23 protein-coding genes (1 of these 23 only partly in view) are annotated in these 20,823 nt (G+C 60.5%); 9 read left to right on the top strand and 14 right to left on the bottom strand.

What is annotated here, in order from left to right; genetic code table 11:
• Positions 1-1,160: the 3' portion of a peptidoglycan DD-metalloendopeptidase family protein gene (locus tag ACVWSC_RS02245; protein ID WP_442111836.1), read on the top strand. 274 nt of this gene lie to the left of the window's left edge; the window shows 1,160 of its 1,434 coding nt (coding positions 275-1,434); its start codon lies beyond the left edge, outside the window; the stop codon is at positions 1,158-1,160.
• Between the two features lie 3 nt (positions 1,161-1,163).
• Positions 1,164-2,255 carry an anhydro-N-acetylmuramic acid kinase gene (locus ACVWSC_RS02240; protein WP_442111834.1) on the top strand — a complete coding sequence of 364 codons (1,092 nt, stop codon included), beginning with the start codon at positions 1,164-1,166 and terminating at the stop codon, positions 2,253-2,255.
• Between the two features lie 57 nt (positions 2,256-2,312).
• Here the strand turns inward: ACVWSC_RS02240 and erpA are convergent, their stop codons facing one another.
• A complete protein-coding gene (gene erpA / locus ACVWSC_RS02235) occupies positions 2,313-2,663 on the bottom strand; it encodes an iron-sulfur cluster insertion protein ErpA (RefSeq protein ID WP_028942121.1) in 351 nt (116 codons plus the stop codon).
• 165 nt (positions 2,664-2,828) lie between these two features.
• Positions 2,829-3,863, bottom strand: coding sequence for an N-acetyl-gamma-glutamyl-phosphate reductase (argC, locus tag ACVWSC_RS02230; protein ID WP_128323465.1), 1,035 nt, complete (start codon positions 3,861-3,863; stop codon positions 2,829-2,831).
• Positions 3,864-4,005: 142 nt separating this feature from the next.
• On the opposite strand from argC, the gene hemJ reads away from it, so the two are divergent.
• The 6 genes from hemJ (at position 4,006) to ACVWSC_RS02200 (ending at position 8,473) form a co-directional block, all read left to right on the top strand.
• Positions 4,006-4,431, top strand: coding sequence for a protoporphyrinogen oxidase HemJ (gene hemJ, locus ACVWSC_RS02225; RefSeq protein WP_442111831.1), 426 nt, complete (start codon positions 4,006-4,008; stop codon positions 4,429-4,431).
• A 33-nt stretch (positions 4,432-4,464) separates the two neighbouring features.
• Entirely contained in the window at positions 4,465-5,421 is a 957-nt protein-coding gene (locus tag ACVWSC_RS02220; RefSeq protein WP_442111829.1) for an NAD(P)H-dependent flavin oxidoreductase, read from the top strand.
• 105 nt (positions 5,422-5,526) lie between these two features.
• Positions 5,527-6,300, top strand: a complete 774-nt coding sequence (locus ACVWSC_RS02215) for an SDR family NAD(P)-dependent oxidoreductase (RefSeq protein WP_442111827.1) — start codon at positions 5,527-5,529, stop codon at positions 6,298-6,300.
• Between the two features lie 71 nt (positions 6,301-6,371).
• Positions 6,372-6,710 carry a histidine triad nucleotide-binding protein gene (locus tag ACVWSC_RS02210; RefSeq protein WP_045199336.1) on the top strand — a complete coding sequence of 113 codons (339 nt, stop codon included), beginning with the start codon at positions 6,372-6,374 and terminating at the stop codon, positions 6,708-6,710.
• Between the two features lie 65 nt (positions 6,711-6,775).
• Positions 6,776-7,423, top strand: coding sequence for a 2-polyprenyl-3-methyl-6-methoxy-1,4-benzoquinone monooxygenase (gene coq7 / locus ACVWSC_RS02205; RefSeq protein WP_442111824.1), 648 nt, complete (start codon positions 6,776-6,778; stop codon positions 7,421-7,423).
• Positions 7,424-7,432: 9 nt separating this feature from the next.
• On the top strand, positions 7,433-8,473 hold the full coding sequence (locus tag ACVWSC_RS02200; protein ID WP_442111822.1) for a DUF2157 domain-containing protein: 1,041 nt from the start codon (positions 7,433-7,435) through the stop codon (positions 8,471-8,473).
• 118 nt (positions 8,474-8,591) lie between these two features.
• On the opposite strand, the gene ACVWSC_RS02195 is transcribed toward ACVWSC_RS02200, so the two are convergent.
• Entirely contained in the window at positions 8,592-9,014 is a 423-nt protein-coding gene (locus ACVWSC_RS02195) for an OsmC family protein (protein WP_038616192.1), read from the bottom strand.
• A 190-nt stretch (positions 9,015-9,204) separates the two neighbouring features.
• On the opposite strand from ACVWSC_RS02195, the gene crp reads away from it, so the two are divergent.
• On the top strand, positions 9,205-9,849 hold the full coding sequence (gene crp / locus ACVWSC_RS02190) for a cAMP-activated global transcriptional regulator CRP (protein ID WP_442111820.1): 645 nt from the start codon (positions 9,205-9,207) through the stop codon (positions 9,847-9,849).
• Here the strand turns inward: crp and ACVWSC_RS02185 are convergent.
• The 11 genes from ACVWSC_RS02185 to ACVWSC_RS02135 form a co-directional block, all read right to left on the bottom strand.
• Entirely contained in the window at positions 9,846-10,550 is a 705-nt protein-coding gene (locus ACVWSC_RS02185) for a lipoate--protein ligase family protein (RefSeq protein WP_442111818.1), read from the bottom strand. The genes crp and ACVWSC_RS02185 overlap by 4 nt on opposite strands.
• A 53-nt stretch (positions 10,551-10,603) precedes the next feature.
• Positions 10,604-11,440, bottom strand: a complete 837-nt coding sequence (gene trpC, locus ACVWSC_RS02180; protein WP_442111816.1) for an indole-3-glycerol phosphate synthase TrpC — start codon at positions 11,438-11,440, stop codon at positions 10,604-10,606.
• Complete coding sequence (gene trpD / locus ACVWSC_RS02175; RefSeq protein WP_442111814.1) at positions 11,437-12,486, bottom strand: anthranilate phosphoribosyltransferase; 1,050 nt, start codon at positions 12,484-12,486, stop codon at positions 11,437-11,439. Before trpD ends, trpC begins: the two co-directional genes overlap by 4 nt.
• Before the next feature lie 9 nt (positions 12,487-12,495).
• A complete protein-coding gene (locus ACVWSC_RS02170) occupies positions 12,496-13,089 on the bottom strand; it encodes an aminodeoxychorismate/anthranilate synthase component II (protein WP_442111812.1) in 594 nt (197 codons plus the stop codon).
• Positions 13,090-13,166: 77 nt separating this feature from the next.
• Positions 13,167-14,648, bottom strand: coding sequence for an anthranilate synthase component I (gene trpE, locus ACVWSC_RS02165; RefSeq protein ID WP_442111810.1), 1,482 nt, complete (start codon positions 14,646-14,648; stop codon positions 13,167-13,169).
• A 69-nt stretch (positions 14,649-14,717) separates the two neighbouring features.
• The gene (locus tag ACVWSC_RS02160) at positions 14,718-15,536 is read right to left on the bottom strand and encodes a phosphoglycolate phosphatase (protein WP_442111808.1); all 819 of its coding nucleotides are present in this window, start codon (positions 15,534-15,536) and stop codon (positions 14,718-14,720) included.
• Entirely contained in the window at positions 15,533-16,207 is a 675-nt protein-coding gene (gene rpe, locus ACVWSC_RS02155) for a ribulose-phosphate 3-epimerase (protein WP_038606081.1), read from the bottom strand. Before rpe ends, ACVWSC_RS02160 begins: the two co-directional genes overlap by 4 nt.
• 160 nt (positions 16,208-16,367) lie before the next feature.
• A complete protein-coding gene (locus ACVWSC_RS02150) occupies positions 16,368-17,195 on the bottom strand; it encodes an ABC transporter permease (RefSeq protein WP_442111806.1) in 828 nt (275 codons plus the stop codon).
• A gap of 11 nt (positions 17,196-17,206) precedes the next feature.
• The gene (locus tag ACVWSC_RS02145) at positions 17,207-18,454 is read right to left on the bottom strand and encodes an ABC transporter permease (protein WP_442111804.1); all 1,248 of its coding nucleotides are present in this window, start codon (positions 18,452-18,454) and stop codon (positions 17,207-17,209) included.
• 64 nt (positions 18,455-18,518) lie between these two features.
• Complete coding sequence (locus ACVWSC_RS02140) at positions 18,519-19,553, bottom strand: ABC transporter substrate-binding protein (RefSeq protein WP_442111802.1); 1,035 nt, start codon at positions 19,551-19,553, stop codon at positions 18,519-18,521.
• Between the two features lie 40 nt (positions 19,554-19,593).
• The gene (locus ACVWSC_RS02135) at positions 19,594-20,718 is read right to left on the bottom strand and encodes an ABC transporter ATP-binding protein (protein WP_442111800.1); all 1,125 of its coding nucleotides are present in this window, start codon (positions 20,716-20,718) and stop codon (positions 19,594-19,596) included.
• Positions 20,719-20,823: the final 105 nt, after the last annotated feature.

Here is a 20,823-nt window from a genome sequence, read left to right as displayed (position 1 = left end):
AGGTTGAACCGGCGCCTGCGCCTGCACCCGCCGAACCTGCTGAAACAGCCAAAACCCCAAGCCATCGTGAAGTTACTGTCGGCCGTGGCGACACCCTGTCGACGCTGTTCGCCAAGGTCGGCCTGCCCGCTGCGGTCGTTCACGAAGTTCTGGCCAGCAACAAGCAAGCCAAACAGTTCAGCCAGCTCAAAAGCGGTCAGGTACTGCAGATCGAGCTGGACAAAGACGGCCAGTTGACCAGCCTGCACAGCAAGGTCAGCAACCTGGAAACCATTCGCCTGACCAAAAGCGCAAACGGTTACGCCTTCAATCGTGAAGTCAGCAAGCCGGTTGTGCGCTCGGCTTACGCCCATGGCGTCATCAAAAGCTCGCTATCGACAAGCGGCCAGCGCGCCGGCCTGCCGCACAGCCTGACCATGGACATGGCCCGAATCTTTGGCTACGACATCGACTTCGCCCAGGACATTCGCCAAGGCGACGAATTCGACGTGATCTACGAACAAAAGGTCATGGATGGCAAGGTGGTTGGCAACGGCAACATCCTCTCTGCCCGCTTCACCAACCGTGGCAAAACCTTCACTGCGGTGCGCTACACCAACAAGCAAGGCAACACCAGCTACTACACCGCTGACGGCAACAGCATGCGCAAGGCATTCATCCGCACCCCGGTTGACTTCGCCCGTATCAGCTCGCGCTTCTCGGCCGGCCGCAAGCACCCGATTCTGAACAAGATCCGCGCCCACAAAGGCGTTGACTACGCAGCGCCTCGCGGCACGCCAATCAAGGCAGCTGGCGATGGCAAGGTCCTGCTCGCCGGACGTCGTGGCGGCTACGGCAACACCGTGATCATCCAGCACGGCAACCGCTACCAGACCCTCTACGGCCACATGCAGGGCTTCGCCAAGGGCGTGAAAACCGGCGGCACGGTCAAACAAGGCCAGGTTATTGGCTACATCGGCACCACCGGGTTGTCCACCGGGCCACACCTGCACTACGAGTTCCAGGTCAACGGCGTTCACGTCGATCCACTGGGGCAGAAGCTGCCGATGGCCGACCCGATCGCCAAGGCCGAGCGCCAGCGTTTCCTGGCGCAAAGCCAGCCGCTGGTGGCGCGCATGAACCAGGAAAAAGCCACCATGCTCGCGTCTAACAAGCGCTAAGCAATGGCTCTTTATCTGGGAGTGATGTCCGGGACCAGCCTTGATGGCCTGGACATCGCATTGATCAAGCAGGAGCAGCGCACCCATCTGCTCGCCACCCACTACATCCCCATGCCAGAAACGCTGCGCCAGGACCTGCTGGACCTGTGCGCCAGCGGCCCTGACGAAATAGCCCGCGCGGCGCTGGCCGAAGCCCGCTGGGTGACCCTGGCAGCCGAAGGCATCGCTGAGTTACTGACCACACAAGGCCTCAAGCCTTCTGACATCCGCGCGATTGGCAGTCATGGCCAAACGGTTCGCCATGAACCGGCCCGTGGTTTCACGGTTCAGATCGGCAACCCGGCGTTGCTGGCCGAACTGACCGGTATCTGTGTCGTCGGGGACTTCCGCCGCCGTGATGTTGCCGCAGGCGGCCAGGGTGCGCCACTGGTTCCGGCCTTCCATGAGGCCCTGTTCGAGCTTCAGGGACAACGCCTGGCGGTACTCAATATCGGCGGGTTCAGCAACCTGAGCCTGATCGAGCAGGACAAGCCGGTCAGCGGCTTCGACTGCGGCCCGGGCAACGTCCTGCTCGACGCCTGGATTCAGCAGAAACAAGGCCAAAGCTACGACGCCAATGGCGCTTGGGCGGCCAGCGGCAGCGTGAACCCTGCCCTGCTTGCCAGCCTGCTGAGCGATCCGTTCTTTGCCGGCACCGGCCCGAAAAGTACCGGCCGTGAAGTGTTCAACCTGCCTTGGTTGATGCGCCACCTGGCCAGCCAAGCCGCGATCGGCAATGCCGATGTGCAGGCCACACTGCTGGAACTCACGGCTCATAGCATCATCAGCTCCCTGCAAAGCGCTCAAGACGATACCCAGGCGCTGCTGGTCTGTGGTGGCGGCGCGCACAATGGTGCGCTAATGTCGCGCCTGGCCGCGCTTCTGCCCCGCGCCCGCGTCAGCAGTACTGCCGCTCACGGCATTGATCCTGACTGGGTCGAGGCCATGGCCTTTGCCTGGCTAGCCCATTGTTGCCTGCAAGGCATCCCGGGTAACCGCCCCAGCGTCACTGGTGCTCGTGGCCTACGGGTACTTGGCGCCATTTACCCGGTTTAAACCGCACAAAGCAAAACGCCGCGCATTAGCGCGGCGTTTGCGTTTACTACCCTGGCGTCAGATCGAGAACGAAGAGCCGCAACCACAGGTGGTGCTGGCGTTCGGGTTCTTGATGACGAAACGCGAGCCTTCCAGACCTTCCTGGTAATCCACTTCGGCTCCTGCCAGGTATTGGAAACTCATCGGATCGACCACCAGAGCCACGCCTTCGCGCTCAACAATGGTGTCGTCTTCAGCGACGTCTTCATCGAAAGTAAAACCGTACTGAAAACCCGAGCAACCGCCACCGGTCACGAACACTCGCAACTTCAGACGATCGTTGCCTTCTTCATCGACCAGGGTCTTCACCTTGTGCGCTGCACCCTCAGTGAACTGCAATGCCACAGGGGTGAAGGATTCGACGCTCATGCTGACTATCTCCCGGCGCTATGCCGCCATAATGCGTGATGACGCGCATTATCCGCTTCTCCGAGAAAATCGGTCAAGAATACGAAAGCTGTAAGCGCTCAGCTGCAAGCTACAAGCTCAGTGCGCGAGGCCTTAACTTGCAGCTTACAACCAGCAACTTGCGGCTTAAGGCAGCAGGCCCGCATGCGACAGGCCCATGCGCTCATCCAGCCCGAAAAGGATGTTGAGGTTCTGTACCGCCTGACCCGACGCGCCTTTGACCAGGTTGTCGATGACCGACAGCACCACGACCAAGTCGCCATCCTGCGGCCGGTGCACGGCGATACGGCAGACGTTGGCGCCACGAACACTACGGGTTTCCGGGTGGCTGCCTGCTGGCATTACATCGACGAACGGTTCATCGGCGTAACGTTTTTCGAACAGCGCCTGCAGGTCGACCGAAGTGTCGGCAACGGTGGCGTACAGGGTGGAGTGAATGCCGCGGATCATTGGGGTGAGGTGCGGAACGAAGGTCAAGCCAACATCGCCACCAGCAGCCCGACGCAGGCCTTGGGTAATTTCCGGCAGGTGGCGGTGACCTTTTACGGCATAAGCCTTCATGCTTTCGCCTGCTTCACAGAACAGCGAACCCACCGAAGCACCACGACCAGCACCACTCACGCCCGACTTGCAGTCGGCAATCAAACGCGAGGCATCAGCAATACCCGCCTCCAGCAGCGGCAGGAAGCCCAATTGGGTTGCGGTCGGGTAGCAACCCGGAACGGCAATCAGGCGCGCCTGGCGGATCTGCTCGCGGTTGACTTCAGGCAGGCCGTAGACAGCATCTTTGAGCAGTTCAGGAGCGCCGTGGGGCTGGCCGTACCATTTGGCCCATTCATCGGCATCCTGAAGGCGGAAGTCAGCCGACAGGTCGATGACCTTGGTACCGGCCGCCAGCAGCTCACCTGCCAATGCGTGAGCAACGCCATGAGGAGTGGCGAAGAACACCACGTCACAGGCCGCCAGGGTTTTCACGTCAGGCACGCTGAACGCCAGGCCATCGTAGTGACCACGCAGGTTCGGGTACATATCGGCAACCGCCAGGCCGGCTTCGGAGCGCGAAGTGATGACCGCTACCTCAGCCTGAGGATGCTGTGCCAACAAGCGCAGCAATTCGACCCCGGTGTAACCCGTGCCGCCAACGATACCGACCTTGACCATAACGCGTGCCCCTTATCAACAAACCTACAGGAAAGGCCACGATAATAGGGGGCCGGAAACACGCCTACAACTGTTGAGATGGCCCGCCAGGCGCCTAGCCTCTACTATCTGACGACCGTGAACCCTGAAGGAACTCAACTCCATGCTTTTTCTCTGGATCAAAGCGCTGCATATCGTCAGCGTGGTCTGCTGGTTTGCCGGCCTGTTCTACCTGCCACGCCTGTTTGTCTATCACGCCCAGAGCCAGGACAGGATCAGCCAGGAACGCTTCGTCATCATGGAGCGCAAGCTGTATCGCGGCATCATGCTGCCGTCCATGATCGCGACGCTGGTTTTCGGTATCTGGCTGATGAGCCTGACACCAGGCTTTCTCAGCCAGGGCTGGATGCACGCCAAGCTCACCCTGGTGATCTTGCTGATTGGCTATCACCACATGTGCGGCGCCCAACTCAAACGCTTCGCGCGCGGTGAGAACACGCGTAGCCACGTGTTCTACCGCTGGTTCAACGAAGTGCCAGTGCTGATTCTGCTGGCGATCGTAATTCTGGTGGTGGTCAAACCGTTCTAACTTCACCCCTTACTCAGCCTCGGGAAACTTGCCATGTCATTGCCTGCCCTGCTCGAACAACGCTTGCGCCTGCCGGTCGTTGCGGCACCGATGTTTCTGATCTCCAACCCGCAACTGGTACTCGCCTGCTGCGCCAATGGAGTCGTCGGCAGTTTCCCGGCCCTGAATCAACGCGACAGTGCCGGTTTCAAAGCCTGGCTCGAGGAAATCGAAACTGGCCTGGCGGCGCTGGACAATCCGGCGCCTTATGCGGTCAACCTGATCGTGCACCAGAGCAATCCACGCCTGCAGGCAGACCTGGCACTGTGCGTAGAGCACAAAGTCCCCATCGTCATTACCAGCCTGGGGGCAGTGAAGGAGCTGGTTGATGCCGTGCACAGTTACGGAGGCCTGGTGTTCCATGACGTGACCACCCGACGCCACGCCGAAAAAGCCGCAGAAGCCGGTGTCGACGGTTTGATTGCCGTCGCTGCGGGTGCAGGTGGGCATGCCGGGACCTGGAGCCCATTCGCATTGATCGCCGAGATCCGCCAGTTTTTCGACAAGACTCTGCTACTGGCCGGCTGCATCAACCGTGGCCACGAAATTCTCGCCGCGCAGCTGCTCGGCGCAGACCTCGCCTATCTGGGCACCCGCTTTATCGCCACACACGAAAGCCACGCCCCAGGCCCGTACAAAGACATGATGCTAGCGGCCAAGGCCGCCGATATCATCCACACTGCTGCGGTTTCCGGGGTGCCTGCCAGCTTCATGCGCCAGAGCCTGGAAAACGCCGGTTTCGACATGGCGGCGTTGCGCAGCCACACCGAAACCAAGCTCAAACCCATTCACGATGAAGCCAAAGCCTGGAAGACCGTGTGGTCGGCAGGACAAGGCGTCGGTGCCATCGACTCGCTGTGCTCTGTCGAGCAACTGATCGCCTGCCTGGATAACGAATACCGTCAGGCCCAGGCTTCGGCTACAGCCCTGGGCCAGCACTGGCCGGCCTGAGCCTTACCACGGCAAAGGATTCTGGGCTTCATCGCTGTAGCAGCACGGCCAAAGCTTCCTCTGTAAACTGGGCGCTTTGGCTACCCGCCCCAACTGGAGAACTGCATGACCCGTTACGCCATGATCACCGGTGCGTCCAGCGGCTTAGGCCTGGCACTGGCCGAGGCGCTGGCACGTCGGGGACGCAATCTGATCCTGGTGGCCCGCCAGCGCGACCCGCTGGAAAGCATTGCCATCGAACTCACCCAGCGCTTTGGTGTTGAAGTGTTGTTTCGTGCCTGTGATCTGGGCGAACCACTGCGCTTGTCCGGCTTTCTGCTGGAGCTTGAAGAAAGCGAGCGCAGGATCGATCTGCTGGTCAACTGCGCCGGAATCCGCACCTACGGGCCATTTTTGGCGCAAGAATGGGGCGACGAGCAAGACCTGATCGAAGTGAACATCCTCGCCCTGACCCGGCTGTGCCATGCCTTGGGCAATGCCATGGCGGTTCAGGGTGGCGGGCAGATCCTCAATGTCGCCTCCCTTGCCGCCTTTGCGCCTGGGCCATGGATGAGCAGCTATGCCGCCAGCAAGGCCTATGTGTTGCACTTTTCCGAAGGTTTGCGCGAAGAACTCAAGCGCACTGGCATCAAGGTCTCGGTACTGTGCCCCGGCCCAGTCCGGTCCCCGCTGCGCAAAATCCCGCGACTGGAGAAGGGGCAGCGCTGCCTGAGCCCGGAAGAAGTGGCCCTGTACACCGTTCGCGCCCTGGACAAGAACCGCGCACTGATCATCCCGGGCCGGCGCAATCGCTGGCTGGCCTTCAGCCCGCGGCTGTTGTCGCGCTGGATGGCGCGCAAATTGTCTGGCGCCATCAATCAGGCCTACTGCCCGCGCTGACGACTCAGGGCTGGGCGTCGCCACCTGGCCTGAGTACACTCAAGCCCGACCACACACATGGAGAAACCGTAGTGGATACTCTGTTCACCAAGATCATCAACCGGGAAATCCCGGCCAAGATCATCTACGAGGACGACCAGGTTCTGGCCTTCCACGATATCGCCCCTCAGGCGCCGGTGCATTTTCTGGTCATTCCGAAAAAGCCGATTCGCACCCTCAATGACCTGACCGAGGAAGACAAAGGCCTGGCCGGGCATATCCTGTTCACCGCACAACGGTTGGCCAAAGAGCTAGGCTGCGAAGACGGTTTCCGCGTGGTCATGAACTGCAACGAACTGGGTGGCCAGACGGTCTACCACATCCACATGCATGTTCTGGGTCAGCGTCAGATGCATTGGCCGCCGGGCTGATCCAGCGCAAGCCCGATCTTCACGATTGCGGTAAACTGTCGGGCACATTCTTGCGGAGGTGCCCGATGGCTACCGAACGTCACTACTCGCCGCTCGACCGCTTGTTGCTGCAGGCCGACACGGCCATGCGCACCTTGCTGCCCTTCAGCGGCCAACCATCCCGCCCTTCGCCGGCGATCATTCAGCCGGACGTCACCCTGGACGATACCCAGACCCGCCACGTGGCCGGGCTGATGCGCATCAACCACACCGGTGAAGTCTGCGCCCAGGCGCTGTACCAAGGCCAGGCCCTGACCGCCAAGCTTCCCCAGGTGCGCAAGGCCATGGAGCATGCGGCCGAAGAAGAGATCGATCACCTGGCGTGGTGCGAGCAGCGCATTCGTCAGCTTGGCAGCCACCCTAGCGTGCTCAACCCACTGTTCTACGGCATGTCGTTCGGCATTGGCGCACTGGCCGGGCTGGTCAGCGACAAAGTCAGCCTGGGATTTGTCGCCGCCACCGAGCATCAAGTGTGCAAGCACCTTGATGAGCACCTGGAACAGATTCCCAACGAGGACGAAAAGTCGCGGGCAATCCTTGAACAGATGCGCGTCGATGAAGAACAGCATGCCGAATCGGCCCTGGAGGCCGGCGGCTATCGCTTCCCTGCCCCTGTACGTTTTGGCATGAGCCTGATGGCCAAGGTCATGACCAAAAGTACCTACCGTATCTAGGGCCGGACCATGAAGGAACGTTTCGATGCCAAGGACTTGGCTCGCGCTGTCACCGAAGGGGTGCTGAACCCGGGCCAGGACGAGGCGCTGCTGGCGTTTCTCCGACGCCAGCCCGGCACGCAGCCCAGCTTCCAGCTGGCCCATGTTGCTTTTTACCTCGGCGCACTGTTGATCGTGGCGGCGATGGGCTGGCTGCTCAACGAGGCCTGGATGCGCATTGGCGACAGTGCGCTGTTACTGATCGCCTTGGTCTACATTGCTGGTTTGACCCTGACCGGGCTGCTGATGCAACGCCGTGGCCAGATCATCCCCGCCGGGGTGCTCGCGGCGGTGGCCGTCAGTATCGTGCCGCTGGCGGTGTTCGCGGTGGAGCGGCTCACCGGTTTCTGGCCGCTTGACGATACCCAGACCGGTTACCACAACTACTACACCTACGTGCAGGGTGGCTGGTTGCTGATGGAAGCGGCGACGGTGGTTGCCGGCCTGCTGATGCTGCGCTTGATCCCCTTCCCGTTCATCGTCATGCCGATCGCATTGGCCCTGTGGTTCATGTCCATGGACCTGAGCGAATGGTTCTACGGCCATACCTTCAACTGGGATCAACGCCTGGCGGTGTCGCTGTGGTTTGGCCTGGTCTTGCTTGCAGTGTTTCTGGTGATTGATGGCCGCACCCGTCAGGACTTTGCCTTCTGGGGCTACCTTGCCGGGCTACTCGCATTCTGGTTTGGACTGAGCCTGATGGAGAGCGACAGCGAGTTGAGCAAAGCCCTGTACTGCCTGATCAACATTGGCCTGATGGCCGTGGCGGTGCTGTTGCGTCGGCCGATGTTCATGGTTTTCGGTGCCATGGGCGTGGCAGCTTATCTGGGCTATCTGTCGTACGAAGTGTTCGCCGAGTCGCTGCTGTTCCCGGTGGTACTGAGCTTGATCGGCTTGGGGGTTATAGCCCTGGGGTTGTTCTATCAGAAGCATCGGGAAGCATTGAGTGTGCGCTTTCGCGCGCTGCTTCCCGATAGCCTGCGCCAGCTGCTGCCCGGGCTACGCCGGTAGGAGCTGGCTTGCCCCGCGATCGCGGTGCATCTGCCACACCGCATCGCGGGGCAAGTCGGGTCGCCGCACCGCCGCTCCCACAGGCAGTGCAAGACAGATGCTCCCACCGAAAGACAGGTCAGCCGAGTTCGACAATCTCGTAGCTGTGGGTGATCTCAACGCCTGCGCGACCAAGCATGATCGAGGCCGAGCAGTATTTCTCTGCCGACAGCTCTACCGCACGCTTGACCTGTGCGTCTTTGAGGCCACGGCCTTTGACCACGAAGTTCAGGTGAATCTTGGTAAACACCTTCGGGTCTTCGCTGGCACGCTCTGCCTCAAGGAAGGCTTCACAGCTTTCCACGGCCTGACGGGATTTCTTCAGGATGCTGACCACATCGAAGTTGCTGCAGCCACCCAGGCCCAACAGCAGCATCTCCATGGGCCGCACACCGAGGTTGCGCCCACCGGCCTCGGGTGGACCGTCCATGACCACGACGTGGCCACTGCCCGATTCACCCAGAAACATGGCTTCACCTGCCCACTGGATACGCGCCTTCATCACCCGGACTCCCTTACTTGAAAAAAGGCTGCCAGCTTAGACCCAGAAAGGCCGACGGAAAAGCTCAAGCGTGCGAGTAAATCTGCCGATACACCTACAAGTGTCTGATAAGCTGACGCCAAATCACTGGCGCAACACGCCAGACGCTTTATAAAAATGGACAAGCGTTGCCTCTTACCGGGATTCAGCCATGGTTGCCTCAGCCCTTCCAGCCAAGATCAAGAACATCGACAAACTGCTCGCCCACTGCCAGCGACGCCGCTTTGCGGCCAAGAGCAACATCATGTGTGCCGGTGACAAGGCGGATAGCCTGTCGTTCATCGTCAAAGGCTCGGTGACCATTCTGATTGAGGATGACAACGGCCATGAGATGATCATTGCCTACCTCAACAGCGGTGACTTCTTTGGTGAGCTGGGTTTGTTCGAGCCCGCCGGGCAGGAACAGCAGCGCAGCGCCTGGGTGCGCGCCAAGAGCGAGTGCGAGGTGGCCGAAATCAGCTACGAAAAATTCCGTGAGCTGGCCCGCCAGGACCCGGACATTCTCTATGCCCTGGGCAGCCAGATGGCGCAGCGCTTGCGCAATACCACACGTAAAGTCGGCGACCTGGCGTTTTTCGATGTTACCGGCCGCGTTGCCCGCTGCCTGCTGGAGCTGTGCAAACAACCCGACGCCATGACCCATCCGGACGGCATGCAGATCAAGATCACCCGTCAGGAGATTGGTCGAATCGTAGGTTGTTCACGCGAGATGGTCGGCCGCGTCCTCAAAGATCTCGAAGAACGCAGCCTGGTTCACGTCAAAGGCAAGACCATGGTGGTCTTCGGCACTCGCTAGTCGCGGGCAATGCCCTTGATGACGTCAGCATAGGCCTGGCCAAGGCGCTCAAGCAAAGGCGCCTCGGGCACAACTTCATGCAGCGCGATGTGGCTGTCGGCAAGGCAGCGTTGTTCCAGCTCGCAACATTCATTGAAACGATTGACCGCGGCCACCATCGACTCGCGCTCGTTATCCAACAACAAAGCGCCGTGCACCAGCACCACCGGACGTTTACCGCCCAACCCCTGGCGCCAGCGCTGGGCAGTGCCGACCAGCTTGCGGCCATTCAAGTTGACGTTGTAGCGGCCATCACAGAACGCCCCTTCGATTTCCCCCACCGACGCCAGCCCGCCCCACTCACGTAATACATCACACAAGGGCAGGCACAGGCGTTCGTAGGCGTTTTCGATGCGCCCATGGTCGCCTTCGCTGCGCGGCGCTACGTAAATCAAGGCAATGTTGATCACCGCAGGCGACTGCGGCACCGGCTCGCCACCGGTTTCGCGCAGCAATACCGGCCAACCGGCAATTGCCAGTTCGGAGCAAGCCGCTTCGAAGCCATCCAGACGGCTCATGCGCCGCGGCATGACCAGGGCGCGATCGGTCGGGCGCCAGAACAACAGGCCATAATCCTTTTCGCCTTTGCACACCGCCGCCAGCAGATCCTGCTCAGCATGCAGGCCGGCCTCGACAGTCACATCCAGTATTTGATCAGTCATCGCAGCAACCTTGTAGATACAAAAAAGCCGGCAATGCCGGCTTCATCGTTGAATCAATCCAGTTCAGGTACCAGATTCTGCACCGCTCGCTCCGGGAAGAACAGGCGCTGCAGCTCCAGACCCGGGTGCTCGGCACGCATGAAGGCTTCGCCGACCAAGAACGAGTAGACCTCGTTGATTTCCATCAGCTCGACATCGGCACGGTTGAGGATACCGCTCTCGGTAATTGCCAGACGATCACGGGGAATACGCGGCAACAAGTCGAGGGTGGTTTCCAGGCTGACCTCAAAGGTGTGCAGGTTGCGGTTATTGACGCCAACCAGCGGAGTGTCGAGGGTTTTCAAGGCCCGCTCCAGCTCGTCGCCATCATGCACTTCGACCAGCACATCGAGGCCGACGCTTTTCGCCGTGGCAGCCAGTTCGGCCATTTTCACATCGTCCAGCGCGGCAACGATCAGCAGCACGCAGTCAGCACCCAGCGCACGGGCTTCGACAATCTGGTACGGATCGATCATGAAGTCCTTGCGGATCACCGGCAATTTGCAGGCCGCACGTGCCTGCTGCAGGTATGCATCGGCCCCCTGGAAGTAATCGACATCCGTGAGCACCGACAGGCAGGTCGCGCCGCCTTTTTCGTAGCTGACAGCAATTTCAGCAGGCACGAAGTGCTCGCGAATCACACCTTTGCTTGGTGAGGCTTTTTTGATCTCAGCAATCACGGCAGGCTGTTTGCGCTTGGCCTGCTCGATCAGCGCATTGGCGAACCCACGCGGGGCATCGGCGGCGGCCGCCAGACGCTCAAGCTCGGTAATGCTGACGCGGGCGCTGCGCTCGGCGACTTCCTGGACCTTACGCGCCAGAATGTTTTCCAGAACTGTCGGTACACTCATGCTTCGTTCTCCACCTTGAATACCGCAGTAAAGGCGCCCAGCTCCTGCAACTTCTCCCAGGCCAGCCCGGTGTGCAGCACGTCGTGGGCCAGTTCAACACCCGCTTTGAGGCTCATTGCATGGTCAGCGGCATACAGTGCCGCGCCAGCGTTGAGCACGATCATTTCGGCGGCCTTCTGGCCATTTTCGGTTTTGCGGCGGCTCAGCGCATCGCGGATCAGCTCCAGTGACGCCTGCGGATCGGCAACGGCCAGGCCGTGAAGGCTTTGACTTTTCATGCCGAGGTCTTCCGGTTCGACCCAGTACTCGGTGATCTGGTCATTCTTCAGCTCAGCGACAAAGGTCGGCGCGGCCAGGCTGAACTCGTCCAGGCCGTCTTTCGAATGCACAACCAGCACATGCTTGCTGCCCAGGCGCTGCAGCACCTCGGCCAGCGGGCGGCACAGGGCTTGGGTGAAGACCCCGACCACCTGGTGTTTGACCCCGGCCGGATTCGTAAGCGGGCCGAGCATGTTGAACAGAGTACGCAGCCCCAGGTCACGACGTGGCCCAGCGGCAAACTTCATCGCCTTGTGGTGGGTCTGGGCGAACATGAAGCCGATACCGAGGCTGTCGATGCAGCGAGCAACCTGCACGGGGGTCAGGTTCAGGTAAATGCCAGCAGCCTCGAGCAGATCGGCGCTGCCGCTTTTGCCGGAGACGGCGCGGTTGCCGTGCTTGGCAACGGTGCAGCCCGCCGCCGCGAGGACGAAAGCCGAAGCGGTGGAGACGTTGAAGATATTGGCGCCATCACCACCGGTACCGACGATATCGACCACACCGTCGAGGGACTGCAGCTCGACCTTATCGGCCAGCTCGCGCATCGCGGTTACCGCACCGACGATTTCATCGATGCTTTCACTTTTCATGCGCATGCCCATCATGAAGGCGCCGATCTGCGCTTCAGTGCACTGCCCGGTCATGATTTCGCGCATCACGTCGCGCATTTCTTCGGTGCTCAAATCCAGATGGCCGACGATGCGGCTGAGCGCGCTCTTGATATCCATGATCGATCCTTAGCGGCGGCCGCCGGTCTGTTTGAGGAAGTTGGCGAACAGCTCGTGGCCCTGCTCGGTGAGAATCGACTCAGGGTGGAACTGCACCCCTTCAATGTTCAGGGTTTTGTGGCGCAGGCCCATGATCTCGTCGACCGAGCCGTCTTCGTGGGCGGTCCAGGCCGTTACTTCCAGGCACTCGGGCAAGGTTTCACGTTTGACCACCAGCGAGTGGTAGCGGGTGACCGTCAGTGGGTTGTTCAATTCAGCGAACACCCCCAGGTCCTTGTGGAACACCGGGCTGGTCTTGCCATGCATGACCTGGCGGGCACGCACAACGTCGCCGCCAAAGGCCTGGCCAATAGACTGATGGCCCAGGCACACGCCGAGAATCGGCAGTTTGCCAGCAAAATGCAGAATGGCTTCGATGGAAACACCGGCCTCGGTCGGGGTGCACGGGCCAGGGGAAACCACAATACGCTCAGGGTTCAGGGCTTCGATCTGGGCGATGGTCAGTTCGTCGTTGCGAATAACCTTGACCTCTGCACCCAACTCGCCGAGGTATTGCACGACGTTGTAGGTGAAGGAGTCATAGTTGTCGATCATCAGTAGCATCTGGGTACAACCTCTAGAATCAAGTTCGCCGGGTGGACAGGCGCAAGACGGCGCGCAGTGGGCGCCGTGGGTTTCAATCAGCTGCGTGGCGTTTGTTCAGCCAGCGCTACCGCCCGGAACATCGCCCGGCGTTTATTGATGGTTTCTTCCCATTCCAGTGCAGGCACTGAGTCGGCAACAATGCCGCCACCAGCCTGAACATGCAGCTCGCCGTCCTTGATCACCGCGGTGCGAATGGCGATGGCCGTGTCCATGTTGCCGTTCCAGGCAAAATAGCCGACTGCACCACCGTAGACGCCACGCTTGACCGGCTCCAGCTCGTCGATGATTTCCATGGCGCGGATTTTCGGCGCCCCAGACAAGGTGCCCGCTGGCAGGATGGCGCGCAGCGCATCCATAGCACTGAGGCCTTGCTTCAGTTCACCGGTCACGTTGGAAACGATGTGCATGACGTTGGAGTAACGCTCGATCACCATTTTCTCGGTGACCTTGACCGTGCCGGTGGCCGACACCCGGCCGGCGTCGTTACGACCCAGGTCGATCAGCATCAGGTGCTCGGCGATTTCCTTGTCGTCTGACAGCAGGTCTTCTTCCAGTGCCCGGTCTGCTTCTTCAGTCGCCCCGCGTGGACGGGTACCAGCGATCGGACGAACGGTCACCAGGTTGTCTTCAACCCGTACCAGCACTTCCGGCGAACTGCCCACCACATGGAAGTCACCGAAATTGAAGAAGTACATGTACGGCGTCGGGTTGAAGCAGCGCAACGCCCGATACAGGTCGATAGGCGCCGCCTTGAAATCGATCGACATACGCTGCGACGGCACCACCTGCATGCAGTCGCCCGCCAGGATGTATTCCTTGATGGTATCGACCGCGCGCTCGTAGTCGCTCTGGGTGAAGCTGGAGCGGAAGGCCGGCTCTGCAGCGGGCGCGCCACCCAGTTCCAGGCCGCGGCGTGGAGTAATCGGCTGGCGCAGTTGCTCAAGCAGCCCTTCCAGGCGCGCCAGGCCATTTTCGTAAGCCTGATCCTGGGCGGGGTCGACCAACACGATGGCGTGCATCTTGCCCGCCAGGTTGTCGAACACTACTACCGCGTCAGACACCATCAGCAAGATGTCTGGCACGCCCAATGGATCGGGGTTCGGGCACTTGCCCAGACGCTTCTCGACATAGCGCACGCAGTCATAGCCGAAATAGCCGACCAGGCCACCGTTGAAACGCGGCAGACCGGCGATGGTCGGCACCTGGTAGCGTTCTTTGAAGGACTCGACGAAGCTCAGCGGGTCTTCCACCTCATGCTGCTCGACCTCGACACCGTCATGGGTGATCCGCACCTGGTGGTCGTGGACACGCAGCACGGTGCGGCACGGCAAGCCGATGATCGAGTAACGCCCCCACTTCTCCCCACCCTGAACAGACTCAAGCAGGTAGGAGTTGGGCTGGTCGGCCAGTTTCAGGTAGATCGACAGCGGCGTGTCGAAGTCGGCCAACGTCTCGCAGGCCAGGGGGATACGGTTATAGCCGGCAGCGGCCAGGCGCAGGAATTCTTCGCGGGTCATGATAGCCTCGTGGCAAACAGCAAATGGGTCGAACAGGCAAACGGGCCGACAGGGGTCGGCAGATAAAAGTCAGGCGCGCCAACGCCAACGGGCCAGGGCCTTGATAACTTTCATCCAGAGTTTGCCGGTAACCGCCACGATGGAATCTCGATCTGAGGAGGAATGAACGTCCGTCAAAGTTATCCCAGTGGCCGCATCTAAGCAACCGGGCAACAGTGCCCGCAGGTCATCAATGACCAGACACGGCCCTTCTTCGCCGATCGGTCGCCCGTGATTGTAGCCATAGCTCAAGCCCACACATTTGACGCCTGCGGCTTTGGCCGCCAGCACGTCACTGCGCGAATCGCCAACGAACAAGGAATCTTCAGGCGCAACGTTGGCCATTTTCATCACGAACAACAAAGCAGCCGGATCGGGCTTTTTCTGCGGCAAGGTATCGCCACCGATGATCCAGCGGAAATAACGACCGATTTTCATCTGGTCGAGCAGCGGTGCGACAAAGCGCTCCGGCTTGTTGGTGATCAGGGCCATTTCCACGCCCTGCTTGTGCAACCACTTGAGCGTGTCACGCACGCCGGGGTACACCACCGTCAGTTGGTGATTGTCGGCATAGGCCTGCATGAACAGCTCCAGGCCCTTCTCTGCCTCGTCATCATCGACGGCGGCATGCTCCAGGCCGCCAGCCAGGGCCCGGCGCACCAGCACCGGGGCACCATTGCCGACCCAGTGGCGTACCGCCTCCAGGCCAGCGGGCTTGCGCCCCATTTCGAGCAGCATGTGATCCACCGCAGCGGCCAGGTCTGGCACCGAGTCGATCAGGGTACCGTCCAGATCAAACATCACCAGTTTGGGCAGCGCGCCGGGAAACAGCTGCTCGAAGCCACTCATGGACGGGCCAGGGCCAGTTCGGCATGCATTTTGGCAATGACTTCCTGATAGTTCGGCGTGTTGAAAATTGCCGAGCCGGCAACAAAGGTATCGGCACCGGCGGCAGCGATCTCACGGATGTTGTTCACATTCACGCCACCGTCGATTTCCAGGCGGATATCGCGGCCGCTGGCATCGATCAAGGCGCGCGCTTCACGCAGCTTGTCGAGGGTGCCGGGAATGAACTTCTGACCGCCAAAGCCTGGGTTGACGCTCATCAGCAGGATCATGTCGACTTTGTCCATGACGTACTTGAGGGTGTCGAGCGGGGTTGCCGGGTTGAACACCAGGCCGGCTTTGCAACCACCGTCACGGATCAACTGTAGTGAACGATCGATGTGCAGGGTAGCTTCCGGATGGAAGGTAATGTAACTGGCGCCGGCTTCGATGAAATCGCCGATGATGCGATCGACCGGGCTGACCATCAGGTGCACATCGATCGGCGCGGTGATGCCGTACTTGCGCAGTGCGGTGCAGACCATCGGGCCAATTGTCAGGTTCGGCACGTAGTGGTTGTCCATTACGTCGAAGTGAACGATGTCGGCACCAGCGGCCAGTACATTGTCGACTTCCTCACCCAGGCGGGCGAAATCGGCAGAAAGAATCGAGGGGGCAATAGCGTAGGGCTGCATGGCGCACCTGTAGGGCAGAATCACGGTGGCGCGCATTGTACCTCAGGCGAATGGCCATCGGCTGACCGGTATCAAAGCGGTCGTCGGATGAAAGCTGATCGCGGGGCAAGCCCACCCCCACAGATTGCGCCTGTGGGAGCGGGCTTGCCCCGCGATACATTCAAGCCGGTTGTTGAGTACGCAGCTTCTCGCTACGCCCGCGCAACCACTCCAGCGTCAGCAACAAGACGACCGAGAACGCGATCAGCAAGGTTGCCGCCGCCGCAATGGTCGGGCTGAGGTTCTCGCGGATACCGCTGAACATCTGCCGTGGCAGGGTTGCCTGCTCAGGGCCGGCAAGGAACAGGGTGACCACAACCTCATCGAACGAGGTGGCAAAGGCGAACAGCGCGCCGGAAATCACCCCGGGGGCAATCAACGGCAAGGTCACCCGGCGGAACGTGGTCAGCGGCGAGGCACCCAGGCTGGCCGCAGCACGTACCAGGTTGTGGTTGAAACCTTGCAGCGTCGCCGACACGGTAATGATGACGAACGGTACACCCAGCACCGCATGCACCAGGATCAGCGAGATAAAGCTGTTACCCATGCCCAAAGGTGCAAAGAACAGATAGCTGGCGACACCAATGATCACCACCGGCACCACCATCGGCGAGATCACCAGGGCCATGATCAGCGACTTGCCGGGGAAGTCGCCGCGGGTCAGGCCGATCGACGCCAGGGTGCCGAAGATCATCGCCAGCAGTGTCGCCGCCGGGGCGACGATGATGCTGTTCTTCAGCGCCCGCATCCACTCGGCCGAGGCAAAGAAGTCGTGGTACCACTGCAGCGAAAAGCCCTGCAGCGGGTAGACCAGAAAGCTGCCGGAGTTGAACGACAACGGAATGATCACCAGCACCGGCAACACCAGGAACAACAGAATCAGCCCGCAAAGGATGCGCAAGCTGTAGAACCAGACCCGCTCGACGGGCGACATGTAAGGGCTCAGCATGACAACGCTCCTCAGCTCAGACGCAGGCGGCTGGCGCCGACCAGCCAGCTATAGATCAGGTACAGCAGCACGGTCGCCAGCAACAGCAGACCGCCCAGTGCAGTGGCCATACCCCAGTTGATGCTGGTGTTGGTATAGAACGCCACGAAGTAGCTGACCATCTGGTCGTTCGGGCTGCCGAGCAACGCCGGAGTGATGTAGTAGCCGATGGCCAGGATGAACACCAGCAGGCAGCCCGCGCCAACACCGGCGTAGGTTTGCGGGAAGTACACCCGCCAGAAGCTGGCGAACGGATGGCAGCCGAGCGAGATGGCCGCACGCATGTAGGTGGGCGAGATACCCTTCATCACGCTGTAGATCGGCAGAATCATGAACGGCAGCAGAATGTGGACCATGGAGATGTACACACCTGTGCGGTTGAACACCAGCTCCAGGGGTTTGTCGATAATGCCCAGGGCCATCAGCGCGCTGTTGATCAAACCACCCGACTGCAGCAACACAATCCAGGCAGCGACCCGCACCAAGATCGAGGTCCAGAAGGGCAACAGCACCAGAATCATCAGCAAGTTGCTCTGCCGGGTTGGCAGATTGGCCAGCAAATAAGCCAGTGGATAGGCCAATACCAGGCAGATGGCCGTGATCACGAAGCCCATCCACAGAGTGCGGGTGAAGATATCCAGGTAAATGGCCTGGTCCGGAGTAGCCTTGGCCAGCTCACCGAGGTCATCAATGCGATGATCCAGCGCCGCCAGCAGGTAGAACGGTGTGACGCTACTGGTGTTACGGCGAATCGCCTGCCAGTAGGCCGGGTCACCCCAACGCTCGTCCAACTCCTGCAGGGCATCTTTATAAGAAGCCGGCTCGGTCTTGAACGGCAGCGCTCGAGCCGTTTTGGCCAGCAGGCTGCGATAGCCCGCCAGTTCCATGTTCAGGCGCTTGGAGGTATCCCCCAAGGTCTGGTTCTTGCGCGCCTGGCCCAGGTCTTCGCTCAGTGCTTTGTACACCGGCTCGCCCGGCAGGCCCTTGCCGTCCCATTGCGAAACTGCGGCAACGGTCTGCGGCAAACCTGTGACGACTTCCGGGTTGCCCACGCTTTTGTAGAGCAACGCGGCAATCGGCACGAGGAAAACCAGCAACAGGAACAGCGCCAGTGGCGCAATCAGCGCTTGCGCCTTCCAGCGGTTGACCCGCTCGGCACGCGCCAGACGCTGCTTGAGTGTGGAACCGGCGCCTTCATTCAGGGGCACTGCGATGGCCATAGCGAACTCCGAAATCTTGAGAACAGGAAGCGTCGGCAAGGCGCCGACGCTCCATCAGCCGACCTTACTTGGCAGCCCAGGCGTTGAAGCGTTGCTCCAGCTGCTCGCTGTTGTCAGCCCAGAAGGCGACATCGATCTGCACCTGGTTGGCGATGTTTTCCGGGGTGGTTGGCATGTCTTTCTTGATCTCGTCGGAGAGCAGGCTGACCGCCTTGGAGTTGGCCGGACCGTAGGCGATGTTTTCCGAGTAGATCTTTTGCTGCTCCGGCTTGACCGAGTAGGCGATGAATTTTTTCGCATCCTCGGCGTTTTTCGCGCCCTTCGGGATCGCCCAGGCGTCGAAGTCGTAGATACCGCCGTTCCACACTACTTTCAGGTTGCTTTCTTTCTGTACTGCAGCGATACGGCCGTTGTAGGCCGAACTCATGACCACGTCACCCGAGGCCAGGTACTGAGGTGGCTGGGCGCCAGCTTCCCACCACTGGATGCTTGGCTTGAGCTCGTCGAGTTTCTTGAAGGCACGGTCCTGGCCTTCTTTGGTGGCGAGTACTTTGTAGACGTCCTTCGGCGCAACGCCGTCGGCCATCAGGGCGAATTCCAGGGTGTATTTGGCACCTTTGCGCAGGCCGCGCTTGCCCGGGAACTGCTTGGTGTCCCAGAAATCAGCCCAGCTGGTTGGGGCGGTTTTCAGTTTGTCGGCGTTGTAGGCCATGACCGTGGACCACACGAAGAAGCCCACACCGCAGGGCTGAATGGCACCCGGAACATAGTCGGCCTCGTCGCCGAACAACGCAGGGTCGAGCTCTTCGAACATACCTTCGTCACAGCCGCGGGCCAGCTCTGGCGATTCGACTTCTACCAGGTTCCAGGACACGCTCTTGGTGTCGACCATGGCTTTGACTTTGGCCATTTCACCGTTGTACTCGCCCGCGACGATCTTGCCGTTGCCTGCCTTTTCCCATGGCTCGTAGAACGCTTTGGTCTGGGCTGCCTTGTTGGCGCCGCCGAAAGAGATCACGGTCAGGTCGGCCGCCGCCATGGCTTGCCCCGCTGCGAACAGCCCCAGTGTCAGAGCGGTCAACTTCAAGTGTTTGAGCATTATTATTTTCTCCACAGTACAGGGTTGGTGAAGCAAACCTTCAATTGGCTTCCTGGATCGGGTCGAGCGCGCGGGCGTGCTCCACCTCCCAGCCAAGCGGTACCACATCGCCCACGGCCAGCGCCGGGTCGAGTTCGGCAATTGGCTGCTTCACGAAGAAATCGGCCTTGCCGCAGACTTCCAGACGCACCCGCACGTGGTCGCCCAGGTAAATGAATTCGGCCACCCGGCCAGAGAAGCGGTTCACACAGCTTTCGCTGTGACCATTGAGGCGTACGCGCTCAGGACGGATCGACAGGGTCACCGGCTCACCGCTCTGACCGACATTCACCGCCAGCGCCTCGACTTTCTCGCCACGCGCCAGCTGCACCATGCAACGCTCACCGTCCTGACTGATCAGGCGGCCGTTGATGCGGTTGTTCTCACCGATGAAGTTGGCCACGAAGGTGTTCTTCGGCTCTTCGTAGAGGGTGCGCGGGTCGGCGATCTGCTGGATTTCGCCCTGGTGGAAGACGGCAACGCGGTCAGACATGGTCAGCGCTTCACCCTGGTCGTGGGTGACATACACCACAGTGACGCCCAGGCGTTGGTGCAGGTGTTTGATTTCCATCTGCATGTGTTCACGCAGTTGCTTATCGAGCGCGCCGAGTGGTTCGTCCATCAGCACCAACTGCGGTTCGAACACCAGTGCCCGGGCCAGGGCCACACGTTGCTGCTGGCCGCCGGACAACTGGCCGGGGTAGCGCTTGGCGAAGGCATCGAGCTGGACCATGTTGAGTACACGCTTGACCCGCTCACTGATGTCGGTCTTGCTCAGGTTGCGCACGGTCAGGGGGAACGCCAGGTTCTCGGCCACGGTCATGTGCGGGAACAAGGCATAGTTCTGGAACACCATACCGATGTCGCGTTTGTGCGGCGGCACATTGTTGATCGAGCGCCCGGCCAACTGAATCTCACCGGCAGTCGGGGTCTCGAAGCCTGCGAGCATCATCAGGCTGGTGGTCTTGCCCGAGCCGGACGGGCCGAGCAAGGTCAGGAACTCGCCTTTGCGAATATCCAGATTGAGGTCTTTGACGATCAGCGACTCGCCGTCATAGCTCTTCTGCACACCGCGAAAGCTGACCAGCACTTCGCCGGCTGCAGCGCTCGAATTCACCTCACTCATACCCGTACCTTCTTGTTGGATGACTGCCGTGTTCACAGACTAGTGAAGGGGCAAGCCGGCGCAAATCGGTGACGGGGAGAGATTGATATCAGCAGGATGGAAGGT

Source organism: Pseudomonas sp. NUPR-002, from assembly GCF_056322725.1.
Note: the sequence above shows the minus strand (reverse complement) of the source record. Positions and strands in the feature narration are given on the sequence as shown.

Excerpts from the sequence above, each read along its gene's own strand:
- ACVWSC_RS02135 (WP_442111800.1), bottom strand. The coding sequence starts at position 20,718 with ATGAGTGAGGTGAATTCGAGCGCTGCAGCCGGCGAAGTGCTGGTCAGC.
- erpA (WP_028942121.1), bottom strand. The coding sequence starts at position 2,663 with ATGAGCGTCGAATCCTTCACCCCTGTGGCATTGCAGTTCACTGAGGGT.
- coq7 (WP_442111824.1), top strand. The coding sequence starts at position 6,776 with ATGGCTACCGAACGTCACTACTCGCCGCTCGACCGCTTGTTGCTGCAG.
- ACVWSC_RS02215 (WP_442111827.1), top strand. The coding sequence starts at position 5,527 with ATGACCCGTTACGCCATGATCACCGGTGCGTCCAGCGGCTTAGGCCTG.
- ACVWSC_RS02200 (WP_442111822.1), top strand. The coding sequence starts at position 7,433 with ATGAAGGAACGTTTCGATGCCAAGGACTTGGCTCGCGCTGTCACCGAA.
- ACVWSC_RS02195 (WP_038616192.1), bottom strand. The coding sequence starts at position 9,014 with ATGAAGGCGCGTATCCAGTGGGCAGGTGAAGCCATGTTTCTGGGTGAA.
- ACVWSC_RS02240 (WP_442111834.1), top strand. The coding sequence starts at position 1,164 with ATGGCTCTTTATCTGGGAGTGATGTCCGGGACCAGCCTTGATGGCCTG.
- ACVWSC_RS02170 (WP_442111812.1), bottom strand. The coding sequence starts at position 13,089 with ATGCTACTGATGATCGACAACTATGACTCCTTCACCTACAACGTCGTG.
- ACVWSC_RS02160 (WP_442111808.1), bottom strand. The coding sequence starts at position 15,536 with ATGAGTGGCTTCGAGCAGCTGTTTCCCGGCGCGCTGCCCAAACTGGTG.
- crp (WP_442111820.1), top strand. The coding sequence starts at position 9,205 with ATGGTTGCCTCAGCCCTTCCAGCCAAGATCAAGAACATCGACAAACTG.
- trpC (WP_442111816.1), bottom strand. The coding sequence starts at position 11,440 with ATGAGTGTACCGACAGTTCTGGAAAACATTCTGGCGCGTAAGGTCCAG.
- trpE (WP_442111810.1), bottom strand. The coding sequence starts at position 14,648 with ATGACCCGCGAAGAATTCCTGCGCCTGGCCGCTGCCGGCTATAACCGT.
- hemJ (WP_442111831.1), top strand. The coding sequence starts at position 4,006 with ATGCTTTTTCTCTGGATCAAAGCGCTGCATATCGTCAGCGTGGTCTGC.
- rpe (WP_038606081.1), bottom strand. The coding sequence starts at position 16,207 with ATGCAGCCCTACGCTATTGCCCCCTCGATTCTTTCTGCCGATTTCGCC.
- ACVWSC_RS02140 (WP_442111802.1), bottom strand. The coding sequence starts at position 19,553 with ATGCTCAAACACTTGAAGTTGACCGCTCTGACACTGGGGCTGTTCGCA.
- ACVWSC_RS02145 (WP_442111804.1), bottom strand. The coding sequence starts at position 18,454 with ATGGCCATCGCAGTGCCCCTGAATGAAGGCGCCGGTTCCACACTCAAG.
- ACVWSC_RS02220 (WP_442111829.1), top strand. The coding sequence starts at position 4,465 with ATGTCATTGCCTGCCCTGCTCGAACAACGCTTGCGCCTGCCGGTCGTT.
- ACVWSC_RS02150 (WP_442111806.1), bottom strand. The coding sequence starts at position 17,195 with ATGCTGAGCCCTTACATGTCGCCCGTCGAGCGGGTCTGGTTCTACAGC.
- argC (WP_128323465.1), bottom strand. The coding sequence starts at position 3,863 with ATGGTCAAGGTCGGTATCGTTGGCGGCACGGGTTACACCGGGGTCGAA.
- trpD (WP_442111814.1), bottom strand. The coding sequence starts at position 12,486 with ATGGATATCAAGAGCGCGCTCAGCCGCATCGTCGGCCATCTGGATTTG.
- ACVWSC_RS02185 (WP_442111818.1), bottom strand. The coding sequence starts at position 10,550 with ATGACTGATCAAATACTGGATGTGACTGTCGAGGCCGGCCTGCATGCT.